Raw genomic sequence first — 13,994 nt, forward strand, 5'->3', positions numbered from 1 at the left:
CGGCGAGTATGGCTTGGGTGTTGTTGTTTTTGAGCAGATTTGAGAAAATTTGAACGTTATTTGAAACTGAATTTTTCTGAATCTAATTCTTCAGGATCGTGAATAGCAATTCACTGGAGGGGCGAAAAATGTTTTGCCCCTCTTTGAGTTAAAAAAATGGCTCGAATGGATTTGTAGGCTGAAAGCATACCTACAATACCTACAGGTCAACGATCGACGCGATCAAATAATCCGTTAACGTGCGAGCGTCAACACCCAATTCCGATCGCTCGCGGGCGGCTAACCGTCCAGCTTGGGCGTGCCACCATACCGCCGCTTCCACCAGGGGAGCGATCGCCCCTTCACCGACCGAGCCTTGGGCGACCAAACCGCCTAACAGTCCGGTGAGGACGTCGCCAGTACCGCCCCGGGCGAGGGCTGGGGTACTCTCGGGAAGAAACGCGACGGTGCCGTCGGGATGGGCGATCGCCGTGCGGGCGCCTTTGAGAACGACGATCGCCCCAGTGGTCACCGCCGCCTGCCGGACGCGATCGCAGCGCTGCATTGCGGTCCGTTCGATCTCCGGAAACAACCGCTTAAACTCGCCGGGATGGGGGGTCAGAATCGTCGGTGCTTCCCGTGCGGACAAACGCTCCACCGTTCCGTTTTGGGCGAGCCAATTTAAGCCGTCCGCGTCGAGAACTGCCGGAACGGGACAGTCCAGAATGGCGGGAACCACCGCCGCATCGAGGGTCAGTCCGGGACCGCAGGCGATCGCGCTAAATCCTTGTAAATCTAACTCATCCGGAAAAGCGGCGATCGCCCCAGTTTCCGTTTCCGGGCAGCCGACGACCAGCGCCTCGGGCAATTGCCCGTTATACAATAACTTCAACGACTCCGGAACGGCGATCGACAGCATCCCCACCCCACTCGCACGCGCCGCCAATCCTGCCAGCAAACCCGCCCCACTGTAGCGCCGGGAACTCGCCACCAGCAACAGATGACCTTGTTTGTACTTGTGGGTAACCTGGGGACGATCGAGGGGTAATTGCGATCGCGCGCAATTCCCGACAATCCGGCGCAGTGCAGGGGGACGGTTCACCACCGCCTCGATATCCGCCAGAGGTAAATCGAAATCGATTAATTCCGGCGTCCCCACATACGCCAGGGCCTCATCTTGTACCAGTCCGAGTTTCCACAACCCCAGACAGAAGGTGCGAGTCGCCCGCACGGCGGTTCCGAGGGGTTGCCCCGTATCCGTCTGCAATCCCGACGGGAGATCGATACTCAACACCGGGGAATCCCACTCGTTTAACCGATCTACCGCTTCGGCGATCGCCCCGGAGAGCGGGCGTTCCAACCCAAAACCGAACAAGCCATCGATGAAGACATCGCATCCCTCTAACGCCGAGATCTCCTCGTCAAACGGCACGCCTAAACTCGCCAAATACTGGGCGTGTTGACTCGTCAGTGCTTTTAACTTCGATAACGGCTGGTAAACGGAGATCGCGTAGCCCTGAAAGTGCAACTCTCGCGCCACCACCAGCGCATCGCCGCCATTGTGTCCCGGTCCGACGAGGACGCCGACCCGCGAGACCTCCGGCATTTGCTGTAATAAGGCTTCGATGCGACGCGCGACCGACCCGGCGACCTTTTCCATCAACGCCGCGACGGGCATTCCCGCCTCGAACACCCGAGCTTCGATCGCCCGCATTTGCTCGGCGGTGACGAGAATCGATTCAACCGTTACCTTCCTGCGATCGGTCCGTGTCATCATTGCTATTGGATTTGGCTACAGAATTAGTTTAGATCGCGAGCGCAGCGCCGAGGGTCGGCTGAAACCATGCAAAAAGCAGGAGAAGCCCGGACGTGGGAACTTCTCCTGCTTTTCAGATCTTCGGAACGGAAAATAGGAACTAGAATTCCGGATCTTAGGGAGGCGATGCGTTGGACTCTTGTGGGTCTGTTCAATCATCGCGATCGAACTTACTTATATTCTAAAACAACTAGCGGGAGTTGGATCGGGGGCGATCGCCCATTTTTGGAGAATTTTCGCAGAAAACCGTAAAAATACGCCAAATGGCTTAGAGGCCACTCCGAACCCGCGCGTCAAATCCGAAGTTTTGAAGATAACCACTTTCCTGTTGAGCCGTGACGCGATCGGGATACGGCCCCAACTGTAAATAGGTTCCCAACGACGAATTGCGAGGGGTAATGTCCTGAGTGGGAATTCCCGCTTCCACCAGTTGGCTGACCGTCGCGTCAACGTCGCGGGCGTCAACGGGAACAATGACAAAATAAGGATCGCTCACCCCGTAAGTGGACGGGACCGTCCCGGTAAACGTCGGCGGTGGGGGCGGGTAGTTCGCCGCAAAATCGCTCGTCGTCGCGGCGGGGAGACTGGCAACGGGAGGCGATGTTTCTTCCGTAGCGATCGCCGATCGCACCCCGTAAAACTCCAGTTCTCGCGATCGCCGTTGAGCATTGGCGTAATTTTCAAACACCCCCACTTGAATCACCGTTCTGCCCCGATATTGCGTGTAAAACGCTTCCGGTTCCACCAGGCGGACTTGCTGGAAAACCCGCTCGTTTTCCCGAGGGATATAAACGAGGTAACGTTTGGAATCGGGAGCTGGGGGGGCACTGGGGGGCGTGTAGGGCGGCGGTTCGTAAGTCCCCAGGGGTGGTGAAAAGCGATCGTCGTCGGGTTCTACATCCTGGAAAACCGGGATTTCCGGCAGAGGTTGGGCGATCGCGGCGCCGCAATGGACGGAGATCGCCCAACCCCCTCCCACCAGGGCCAAACATCGAATCGCGGTAGTCATCCGTTGGCTGAAGTTAGACCGAGACAAGTTCATGGGAATTCCTAAAACGCAGATAGAACCTTCCGACAAACGCAGACCTGCAGGGATTACGTGAATCTGCTTTATTTATTGTGAGATCTTCCAACACCGACCCTAACAGCTAGGGTGCTGGCTTCCTCAGATCGCTCCTAAGAGTTGCCTGCTTCATCCCTCCTCCCTAGAATGTTGCTATTCCCCGGCAAAAAAGTCACGATGTTAGTAGCCGCGTTCTGGTCTCTACCTAATGTGCATCCACATCGACAAACATGAGTTCGAGTTGATAGAGATTTTTGAACCGTTTCGATCGGAAATTGAACAGAGTAGCCATCACCACGACGAATCAATCTAACCCGTTTGATTTGTTCGAGCGGGTAGAAATTTAAATCCCACGTTCCTTTGAATTTAAGCTGGCCGATGCCCTTTTTATCGGTAAAGGTTATCTGCTTGCGAGTTTCTGATAGTTTCCACCCAGAAGTCTTGTATTCAACTGAACGACAGTTCTTTTTGAACTTTGGATAGCCTTTCTTGCCTGGAATGGCTTTCCGGCAGTTATCGTAGAACCTTGCCATCGCAGAATAGGCTCTTTCAATGGAAGCTTGACAGGCACGCTTAGTTCAAGTCTTGAGCAAAGGGAAACTCATCTTTAAGTGTTTTGCTGATGCGATACAAATCCTTCTGCCCAATTCCTGAACGATCCATCCAGAAACGGACGGCTTGATTGCGGATGAACTGAGCCGTTCGGATCGCCTCATCAATGGCACTGTATTGAGTTGACTTCCCTTTGGCTTTAAACTCTAGTACAATCATTTGCGTGGGATAGCCTTACGCAAAATAGTGTAGCATGAAAAGCCATCCTAGAAGCCTTGCCCTGAGCTAAGTCCAAGGGGCTTGCCCTGAGCTAAGCGGCTTCCTAGTTTCTACCGCCGAAGCCTCCAGAAAGCAAGTTTTCTATGGGTCTGACGCGGCGTCCGTAGGCTCAACCGCGTCAGACCCAGGGTTGTTAAGTTTTTAGACCCTTGGGTTTCGCCCTTGGAGTGGGTGTTCCAACAAGATCGAAGATTGTAGCAGGGAAGTGGGGAGTCGGAAGTCGGGAGTCGGGGGTGAGTGAGCAAGATTTCGGCTCTTTCCCGATTCCCTCAATCTAAAATCTAGGGTCTGTCATCAATTAAGAAAATTGACAAAAATAGTGAAATGTGTGTAGCCTGCTACCCGTTCACTCAAGATAGCTCAAAACCGGGATGAAACGGCGTTACGCTTTACGAGACGACCAATGGCAACGCATTGAACACCTGCTTCCGGGTCGTCCGGGTACAGTTGGGGTCACAGCTAAAGATAACCGTTTATTCGTCGAAGCCGTGTTGTATCGCTTTCGAGCAGGGATTCCTTGGCGAGATCTTCCCGAACGCTTTGGGGATTTTCGAGTCGTCCACACACGCTTCACTCGCTGGTCAAAAACTGGGGTGTGGGAGCGCGTTTTCCAAGTCCTCTGCGAGGAAGCCGATAACGAATATGCTGCCATCGATTCCACCATTGTGCGAGCGCATCAGCACAGTGCTGGAGCATCAGGGAGTTCAGCCGAAGAGGAAAATATCGGTCGTAGCCGAGGCGGGTTGAGTACGAAAATTCATGCGGTGGTGGATGCTTTGGGGAATCCCATATCTTTTTTTTAACTCCCGGTCAGGCCAGTGATCTAGTCGGTGCCGAGCGGTTGCTACCATCAGTGGAAGTCCAGGCACTGCTAGCGGATAAAGCTTACGATGCCGACGAACGAGTCAGACAACCGTTGCACGAGCGAGGGATTGAAGTCGTCATTCCCTCGAAAAAGAATCGAAAACAAGCCCACGATTACGATCGATTCTTGTATCAAACCCGACATCTGGTGGAAAACTTCTTTGCCAAGCTCAAACAGTATCGAGGGATTGCCACTCGTTATGACAAGCGCTCGGTGAACTTCCTGGGTGGCATTTACCTGGCTGCATCCGTGATTTGGCTGGCTTAAATGTCCGCAGGCGCTTTCCTCCACATTTGGTCACTTTTGTCAACCTACATAATTGATGACACGCCCTAAGGTTTAAACTCTAAAATTTAAACTCCAAACTCTCAAAAGCGCAGCCATCACTATAACAAAAGGTGTGGCCTTCTTGTCTGCCTTCATGAGTTATTGTATCAATCCCAATTGTCCGGACCCCCACAATCCCGATGAGGCGTTATTCTGTCGAACTTGCGGGTTGGACTTGCATCTGCAAGGGCGTTATCGGGTGGTGGGAGGCTTGAAAACTGGGGGATTCAGCCATACTTACGAGGCGATCGATCGCGCGACGCCTAAAGTGTTGAAAGTTTTAGATTTAGCCAATTTTGGCAGGAAGGGCGATCGCGAGAAGGCGTTGCGGTTGTTCGACCAAGAAGGACGGGTGTTGTCGGAACTGAATCATCCGGGGATCCCGAAAGTAGATGCGACGGGACATTTTACGGTAACTCTGCCCGATGGTGAGGGGGTGTTGCATTGCTTGGTGATGCAAAAAATGGCGGGGTTGAATTTAGAAGATTGGGTGGCGGACCACGGTTGCGGGATCGACGAAGGACGGGCGATCGCCTGGTTGTGGCAACTGATCGACATTCTCGATGCGGTACACCGCCAGCATTTTTTCCACCGGGATATCAAGCCGAGTAATATCATGCTGCAGCCGAGTGGGAATTTGGCGTTGATCGATTTTGGCAGCGTGCGCTCGATTACCCGGACGTATTTAGCGAATATCGGCCACGGGTTGGCGGGGACGGCGATCGTCTCGAAGGGTTACGCGCCGCCGGAACAGGAAAACGGTTGGGCGGTGGAACAGTCGGACTTTTTTGCGTTAGGGCGCACGTTTGTTTACTTGCTCACGGCAGAACATCCGTTGACGTTTTACGATGCTTATACGGACGAGTTGCGCTGGCGATCGCGCGCGCCCCAAATCGGAGACGATCTCGCCGATCTCGTCGATCGCCTGATGGCGCATTTACCGCAACAGCGCCCGCCTTCGACGGCGGCGATCGCCCGGGAATTGGCGGCGATCGGCTCCCCCGATCTCCCACGAGGGACGACGCTGCAACCGACTCCCTCACCGCAGATCGAGCTCGTTCGCACCTTAAAAGGGCATCGAGATGCGGTCTGGTCCGTGGCGATCGGGCCGCGATCTCGCTTCCTGGTCAGCGCTAGTTGGGATTGCACGATCCAGGTCTGGAATCTCGCCACCGGGCAACGCTTGCGAACCCTCGCGGGACATCAGGACGCGGTGTGGGCGATCGCCTTGAGCGCCGATGGCAACACCCTCGTCAGTACCAGTTCCGATCGCACGGTCAAAATTTGGCACCTGCCCTCGGGCCAACTCCTGCGAACTCTTCACGGTCACGGTCACTGGGTCACCTGTGTGGCCCTATCTCCCGACGGAGAAACGATCGCCAGTGGCAGTTCTGATAAAACGGTGAAAATTTGGCACCTCCCCACCGGGAAACTGCTGCATACTCTCCAAGCGCACACCTACGCCGTCACCTGTGTGGCGATCGCCCCGGACGGTCACACCCTCGCCAGTGGTAGTGGCGACAAAACGATTAAATTCTGGGATTTACGAACCGGACAACTCCAACGAACCCTACTGGCCCATTCCGCCTCGGTGACCTGTCTGTGTTTTTCGCCGGACGGTCGAACCCTCGCCAGTGGGACGGTCAACAAAACCTTAAAACTGTGGGACGTGACCACGGGACAACGGTTACATCTGCTCGTCGGCCATTCGGATAAAATTTGGGCGGTGGCGATCGCCCCGGACGGCCAAACCCTAATCGGTGCCAGTCGCGATCGCACGATCGAATGCTGGGATTTAAGCGACGGCAGCCTCAAAGCTATCCTTAACGAACATTCCAGTTCGGTCAACGCCGTGGCCATTTCCGAAGATGGTCAACTGCTCGCCAGTGGTAGCAATGATTGTACGATTAAAATTTGGTCGCTGGGTGCTTGAGTCGCGCCCTTCCCGCGATCCGTGCCATGTGTCTCAATGGTGCGCTCTCAATGTCGCTCTCTCAATGGTGCTCCATGTCTCCCATGTCTTCCGATCGCCCTCTGGCTGCCGAACCCAACCGCAAGCCGATTACGCCGGGCGAGATCTTCTCCGATCCCGTCCTGATGCAGTTGCGGCGATCGCTGCTGGGGTGGTACGGCTCGCGCGGTCGGGATTTACCCTGGAGACACACCCGCGATCCTTACAAAATCTGGGTTTCCGAGATTGCCCTGCAACAAACCCAAGTTAAAACCGCGATCCCGTACTACCATCGCTTTCTCGATCGCTTCCCGACGATCGCCGATCTGGCGGCTGCGGACTTGCAAGACGTTCTCAAAGCATGGCAGGGTTTGGGTTACTACGCCCGGGCGCGCAACCTCCATCGGGCCGCGCAGGCGCTCGTGTGCGATTTCGGCGGTGTCTTTCCCCGCGAATTCGACTCCGCGATCCGACTCCCCGGGATCGGACGCACCACCGCAGGGGGCATACTCAGTGCCGCTTTTAACGCTCCCGTGCCGATTCTCGATGGCAACGTCAAGCGGATTTTAGCGCGACTCACCGCCCTCGAAGTCCCGGTCAAACAGGCTGAAAAGTCCTTGTGGGCGTTATCCGATCGCCTCCTCGACCGCCGTAACCCCCGAGATTTCAATCAAGCGCTGATGGATTTAGGGGCGACGGTGTGCACCCCGAAAAATCCCACCTGTTTGCTCTGTCCCTGGAGCGATCGGTGTCAAACTCGTCAGTACAACTTACAGTCACAAATACCCATGCGAGAAACTTCTGCGCCCATTCCCCACAAAACCATCGGTGTCGCCGTCATTTGGAACGATCGCGGCGAACTGCTGATCGACCGCCGCCCCCCGGAAGGATTATTAGGCGGCTTGTGGGAGTTTCCCGGCGGCAAAATCGAGCCGGGAGAATCGATGGAAGAGTGCATCGCCCGCGAAATTCGCGAAGAACTCGGCATCGAAATCGCGGTGGGCGATCGCCTGATCGAAATCGAACACGCTTACACCCATTTTCGCGTCACTTTGACGGTTCATCACTGCCGTCATTTGAGTGGGGAACCCCAGGCGATCGAATGCGACGAAATTCGCTGGGTCGATGTGGACGAACTCGATAACTTCCCCTTCCCCAAAGCCAATGTCAAAATTATCGAGGCATTGCGCGACAGTAATTTTCGCGGATAGTCCGTAGCGCCAGCCACTTGAGCGCCTCCTCCGTCGCTAGAACGGCGATCGCCCTCGATCTAAACTCTAAACTCCGATCACAACTTTTCCGCTTCCAAATCTGCAGAGGTAGTGCGAATTTGATTGCGGGCATTATTTTCCAAAAATTCCAGGGTATGGAGGAGGCGCAAGGCGGATTCGTAAGATTCGAGAATCAGTTCGTTGCGTTCGTCGGAAGAATCGACGATGTCATCGACGAGTAAACGTAAAAAGCCGATCATCGGATTGAGGCGGGTTCGGATTTCGTAAGAGGTACCGATTAGGGTTTCGTTGCGCGCTTGTTTGATCAAGTCGCGGGTATCTTCCGAGAACTGCATCGCGTAGAGATTGGTGTAGTAACCGCCTTTTTCGAGCAATTCGTGATGGGTTCCCGTTTCGACGACGCGCCCTTTGTCCATGACGGCGATACAGTCGGCATTTTGGACGGTAGAAAGGCGGTGGGCGATTACTAAGGTAGTGCGATCGCGCCGCAAGGTTTCTAATGCTTGTTGGACCAGATGTTCGGAGACCGTATCGAGGGCGCTGGTGGCTTCGTCGAGAATCAAAATTTCTGGATTGCTTAATAAAGCCCGGGCGATCGCGATCCGTTGGCGTTGTCCCCCGGATAGCATGATCCCGCGATCGCCGAGAATCGTGTCGAACCCTTTGGGCAGATCGACAATAAACTCGTAAGCATTGGCGCGTTTGGCGGCTTCGAGAATCTCTTCATCGGTGGCGTCCGGACGGGCGTAGGCGATATTCTTGCGAACCGAGTCGTTGAACAAAAAGGTATCCTGACTGACGATTCCCATGGCCCGCCGCAGCGATCGCATGTCAAATTCTCGGATATCCTTACCGTCAATCGTAATGCACCCTTCCGTCGGGTCGTAAAATCGCGGCAGCAAATCCGCCAAGGTCGATTTCCCTGCCCCCGACCCGCCGACTAAGGCTAAGGTACTACCTTTGGGCAACCACAAGTTAATCTCTTTGAGAACGACTTCCGTATGTCCGGGATAGGAAAACCAAATCCCATTAAAGCCAATCCCTTCTTTAAAGCCCCGATACGGTAAGGAGCCGTTTTCGAGTAAGAGCTTATCGTCCCGACGCAGGAAGTTGTTGACTAAAATCGTACTCGGCACGAAGTTGGCAAATTCACTGCGGCTGTTGTTGAGTTGGCCGAGAACGGGAAGCAATTTATATAAAAATAACAGATAAGGTAATAAATTCGCCGAAAGTGCGTTAATTTGTTCGGAGAAGAACGCGCGACCTAATAAGACGATCGCGAACAGTCCGAGCAACCCGGTCATTTCATTAATGGGGTTGATCAGCGCAAAGTTAATCTGAGAGTCCATCTCAGCTTTTTCTCGTTCTTCGATCGCCTGTTTCAGTTTTAAATATTCGTATTCTTCGTTACTCGTCGATTTGACCAGACGAATGCCATTTAACGCTTCTAAAAACGAGCCGGAATAAACCCGAGATTTATCGGAAAGAATTTGACCGTATTTCTTAGAACGCTTGACAAAATATTGGCTGACTAAGGGGAGGCAAACTAAAACTAATGTGGAGGCTAAAGTCAGTTGCCAAGAAATCGAAATTAAAAAGGCCAAATAAATCAAAATTGTAATCATTTGAGTCGTCATTCGGATCCCGGTCCGAATGGCGTTGGCCGTGCGGTTTATTTCTTGATTGATGCAGTTAATGATATCGCCGATTTTGGTTTTTGAATAATAATCGAGTTCTAAGTCTAAAACCAATTTAATTCCAGAAAGGCGAATGTTTTTAACCACCGATCGCGAGAGATAACCGCCAAATACCGTACTGGCGATCGAAGTAATATTTTTGAGCAAAATGGCCAGCAAAATAGCCGCCGTCATCACTGCCAATTGATACTCTTGCGGAATGCCAGTAAAGACGGAGCTGACCGCTTTCACCACTGCCGGACTTTGCTGGAGCATCAAATCTTGTCCCAGAAACACTAACAGTACTGGGACGATTAACGTGGTACTGACCCCATTAAATAATGCTCCTGCCCAACCGAGTAAGACGGTAAAAATAAGTAATAATGGGCGCTGAAAAGCATATTGCAGGAGAAGTTTATTAGGAGACATTCAAGATTTCCTGCGTCACTAATTTATGCACGAGTTTGACAGGGGAGTTTGACCCGATCGCGCGATCGTCTCATGGCTATCCCTTTCCGGGGTTTAAATAAATTTAAACACAATGATAGCATTATAGATTTTCTGCTTTTAACCGTATAACTCCCATTTCAATTGTCGATTTAAGCATGGCATCACGGCAATCGCTCCATCAGATGGTCTCGAAAAAAAATTCGCAGTCTTAAAGAGGTCTGTCCAGTTCGGCAAAAAGATTGAAAAGAATAGTAGACATGGCCTCAAAACTGTAAAGTTTAACGCATCTTTCTCGCGATCGCCCGGCTCGGTTGGCGGCGGCGGCGAAATCTTCAAAAATGGTTTCGATCGCCCGGGCCAACTGTTGGGGAGCGTGGGGATCGACGAGATATCCAGTGTCTCCTAAAATCTCCGGGATGTCTCCCACCCGCGTCGCGAGAACGGGTTTGGCCATTGCCATGCCATCGGTTAATTTTAAAGGAAATTGGGCTTTGGCTGCCGGGGTATCCCGTTGGGGAACGACGATGACATCGGCGGCGGCAATGACTGCGGGCATCTGTTGGGGCTCGACCGTGGGCAACTGCACGATCCAATGGCCCCAACGGCGTTTGAGACGCTCGTCGTAATCGTCGTAAGGGCTGCCCCCGACGATCGCCAAGCGATAATCGGGATGTTGTAACAGATCTAGCGCTTCGAGGACATCTTCGACGCCTTTATAAGCGCGGGGCGCCCCGGGAAACATTAACACCCGATAGTCGCTCAAACCGTAACGAGATCGCGCCGCCTCGCGATCGTACAAACTCGGATCGAAAAGATGCACGTCTTTACCGTTGGGAAGGTAACAACCGCCAAAACGCTGCTGTAAAAAGGTGGTATGGGTCGTGACGCGATCGGCTCGCGAGACCCAACGTTCCATCCATTTTAAATAGAGGGTATAATCTGGATTTCTCAAGGAACCGTTCGGTTTCAACAAGTCGCGCCCGAATTGTTTGAGATCGGACGGGCGATACTGCCACCCATCTCCCCCATGCCAACTGAGTTCCCAATCGTCGATATCGAGCAGTAAGGGCCGTTTGGTCAGAAATTTTTTCAAAATTCCCAACCCAAAACTACTCGGTTTTGGCTTATAAGCATAGATAATATCCCCGTCGAGGCGATCGAGCAACTGGCGCGCCCCGTTGACGAATCGCGGGTAATTCTCCCCGGGGATATAAACGATGGGAATGCCTAAATTCGGCTCGAACGGCGGTTTTTCGCCAAATAAAAAGCCGACGATTTCGACCTCGTAATCGAGCTTTTGCAGCACCCGGGCGAGCAGAAACGGACGGACTGCGCCCCCCCAACGCCCGGCCCCTCGCACGGAAAGGTCGCTGACGACGATTGAAACTTTTTTCGGTTTGGGCGGATTCGCTAACTTCAAGATCGACTCGCGATAATGGTGTTGAGTTTAACGATAACAATTGACAGGAGGGGGCAGCCCGACGATCGCTCGCCCTCACATGCGATCGTTGACGATGCGTCGGCGTAACAAAAACGGAACCGTTTGCCAGACTTGGCTGGGGAGCGATCGCCCCGGGTATTCCTCGCGCACCCGTGCCATTAATGTTTGTAGTTTAACCGCACGGCGCGACCAATCAAATTCGGCGATCGCCCGTTCCCTCCCGAATTCGCCCATTTGCGCCCGCAACGGTCGATTTTCAAGCAAGCGAACGATCGCGGCGGCGATCGCTTCCGGGTCTTCCGGATCGACCAAATACCCGGTTTTCCCGTCTACCACCGCATCGGGAACGCCCCCACTGCGACCCGCCACCACGGGCAACCCGCAGATATTGGCTTCCAGATAGACGATGCCGAACCCTTCCACTTCGTGAGATCCTTGGGGCTGACGACTGACCATCGCGAACACGGTCCCCAGATGGTACGCCGCCTGGAGATCCGCGTCGGACATCGCCCCCGTAAACCGGACGGATTGCCCTAAATTCAGCTCTTCCACCTGTCTTGCGAGGCGATCGCGGTCGGGACCGTCTCCGACGACGAGATAGACCGTCTCGGGGAATTTAGCCAGCACTCGCGGCAGGGCGGCGATCGTGCGATCGATCCCCTTGCGTTCCAACAGGCGACCGACGCTTAAAATCACCGGGCGATTTTCCAGGTCGTAGCGCGCGCGCAAAGCTTGCAAATGCTCCCCCTCCGGGACGTTCCGCCACTGGCGCACGTCGATTCCCGGCGTAATTCGCACCACCTTTTCCGGCGCCACTCCGCACGCTTTGACCAACTCTCCCGTGTAATGGCTGTTAGAAACAACCCGCGCCGCCTGGGAAAACACCAGATTCATCAACAAGTTCTTTTCCGAATCCCGTTGATTTTCTAAAACTTCTTTTCCGTGGGTGTAAACGATGTAAGGAATCCCTAATGTTTGCCACAATAACCACCCCGTCATCCCGTCGGGAAGTACCACGCCACAATGCACGCAATCGAGGGGCGATTTCCCGTGAATTTCCGCTAAAATTTTCCACCATTTCCAGCGTCCCGGACGTCCCCACTTAAACCACTTTTGACTGAATTCTGGAATCCGCAGAATCGGCAAGGGGTAGGCGCGATCGAACTCCTGCCAATTCCCCGTTAAATCTGGCGTGGCGATCTTTACATTTTCCCCTTCCAGATGGGTAAATAAAGCATGATAGTAATTTTCTCGTCCGCCAATCCGGGGCAAAAAAGTGTCCGTAACTAAAAGTGAATTCACGATTAAAATAATTTAGAAAATTTAGAACTTATTCGATGTTTTTACTCCATTCAAAAACCATTTGTAAACAACGGTTAAACCCCCTCAAAATCCAAACTTTTTACAACTTCCCATTGTTCTTGCTGGCTGTATCTCTGCACGCGGATATAACTGGGATAATACGCCTCTTTTACCGTCACTTCAGCCAACTTATCCGCCGCCACATCCTCGCGCGCGAAAAAAGCATTAACGCCATAAGAATCGCAACCTACCAGCCTGTAACCTTTAACTTTAGCTAATTTAGTAAATGCGGCGAGAGAGGCGCCGTGATAAAACCCAGTCGGATGTTTTTCAAAGCGATCGAAAACAGGTTCGTATTTCACCGTTAACGCTGCTTCGTCGCCGAGAGAAGCATTATACTCGACAACCACCACGCGCGGCGAAATCACAGAAATCGCTTTCCAGACCCAATAATCGTTACTGTCAATATCGATTGAAAGCAGATCGATCTCGCCTTCTATTCCATTCTCGACCAGTTTTTCGTTAATATTTTCTGCCGTTACCAAACAGCGATCGATCTTCACCCGATCTGCCTGTTGACCGAGCATCTTTTGATAGTATCTTTTGGCAGCATTAAAAAAGTCTTCGTCCGCTTCCATTAGCAATCCTTCCCAGCCAAAATTGAGAGAAAGATTGGCACTATTGCACTCGCGACCGTCTTGGATACCAAATTCGACAAAGCGGCGATTTGTCGTTCCAATTTTAGAGAAAATATAGAGTAAGATTCCATCTTCCCCATATTGGGAATAGAGTTTAAATTCTCTACTATTTAAGTCAGTTTTCGGCGATCGCCTCTCCTGCAGTTCGGGATATTTTTCTGATAAAATCAGCGTCGATAAATTTTTAACTCGCCTTTCGCTTTCTTCCAAAAGGCGAATTGTTTCATTCAGTTTTTGTTTTGTTTTCGCGAGTTGACCCGGGAGACTGAGATATTCTTGGATCTCGGTATTCCAGGATCGGGGAATTAAGGTTTTAACGAAGGACTTGAAGGGATTACTCATCAGTTTAGTTGGATTCAATGT

9 protein-coding genes and 1 pseudogene are annotated in these 13,994 nt (G+C 52.7%); 3 read left to right on the plus strand and 7 right to left on the minus strand.

Annotated elements, in window-relative coordinates; translation table 11 throughout:
- Positions 1-199 precede the first annotated feature (199 nt).
- The 3 genes and pseudogenes from JJD41_RS06660 to JJD41_RS24665 all read right to left on the minus strand — a co-directional run.
- The gene (locus JJD41_RS06660) at positions 200-1,756 is read right to left on the minus strand and encodes an NAD(P)H-hydrate dehydratase (RefSeq protein WP_234488532.1); all 1,557 of its coding nucleotides are present in this window, start codon (positions 1,754-1,756) and stop codon (positions 200-202) included.
- Between the two features lie 307 nt (positions 1,757-2,063).
- On the minus strand, positions 2,064-2,837 hold the full coding sequence (locus JJD41_RS06665; protein ID WP_200665241.1) for an SPOR domain-containing protein: 774 nt from the start codon (positions 2,835-2,837) through the stop codon (positions 2,064-2,066).
- Positions 2,838-3,055: 218 nt separating this feature from the next.
- Positions 3,056-3,629 (minus strand): annotated as a pseudogene (locus JJD41_RS24665) (nuclease/transposase family protein); the annotation flags it as partial.
- 431 nt (positions 3,630-4,060) lie between these two features.
- Here JJD41_RS24665 and JJD41_RS06680 point away from each other — a divergent pair.
- The 3 genes from JJD41_RS06680 to mutY all read left to right on the plus strand — a co-directional run bounded on the left by JJD41_RS06680 (position 4,061) and on the right by mutY (position 8,043).
- A protein-coding gene (locus JJD41_RS06680; protein WP_200664346.1) for an IS5 family transposase occupies positions 4,061-4,821 on the plus strand; the annotation gives its coding sequence in 2 pieces (ribosomal slippage) (positions 4,061-4,487 and positions 4,487-4,821; 762 coding nt in all).
- A gap of 133 nt (positions 4,822-4,954) precedes the next feature.
- Positions 4,955-6,814 (plus strand): protein kinase domain-containing protein, encoded by a 1,860-nt coding sequence (locus JJD41_RS06685; protein WP_200665244.1) that lies wholly within the window; start codon positions 4,955-4,957, stop codon positions 6,812-6,814.
- 74 nt (positions 6,815-6,888) lie between these two features.
- Positions 6,889-8,043: an A/G-specific adenine glycosylase gene (mutY, locus tag JJD41_RS06690; protein WP_370583743.1), complete on the plus strand. Its 1,155-nt coding sequence runs from the start codon at positions 6,889-6,891 to the stop codon at positions 8,041-8,043.
- A 77-nt stretch (positions 8,044-8,120) separates the two neighbouring features.
- Here the strand turns inward: mutY and JJD41_RS06695 are convergent, their stop codons facing one another.
- The 4 genes from JJD41_RS06695 to JJD41_RS06710 form a co-directional block, all read right to left on the minus strand.
- Positions 8,121-10,169, minus strand: a complete 2,049-nt coding sequence (locus JJD41_RS06695) for an ABC transporter ATP-binding protein (RefSeq protein ID WP_200665245.1) — start codon at positions 10,167-10,169, stop codon at positions 8,121-8,123.
- Positions 10,170-10,398: 229 nt separating this feature from the next.
- Positions 10,399-11,610 (minus strand): glycosyltransferase family 4 protein, encoded by a 1,212-nt coding sequence (locus tag JJD41_RS06700; RefSeq protein ID WP_200665246.1) that lies wholly within the window; start codon positions 11,608-11,610, stop codon positions 10,399-10,401.
- Between the two features lie 75 nt (positions 11,611-11,685).
- The gene (locus tag JJD41_RS06705) at positions 11,686-12,933 is read right to left on the minus strand and encodes a glycosyltransferase family 4 protein (RefSeq protein ID WP_200665247.1); all 1,248 of its coding nucleotides are present in this window, start codon (positions 12,931-12,933) and stop codon (positions 11,686-11,688) included.
- 74 nt (positions 12,934-13,007) lie between these two features.
- Entirely contained in the window at positions 13,008-13,973 is a 966-nt protein-coding gene (locus JJD41_RS06710) for a hypothetical protein (RefSeq protein WP_200665248.1), read from the minus strand.
- Positions 13,974-13,994: the final 21 nt, after the last annotated feature.

Source organism: Oxynema mangrovii CENA135 (assembly GCF_016632315.1).
In the GTDB taxonomy this organism is placed as follows: domain Bacteria; phylum Cyanobacteriota; class Cyanobacteriia; order Cyanobacteriales; family Laspinemataceae; genus Oxynema; species Oxynema aestuarii.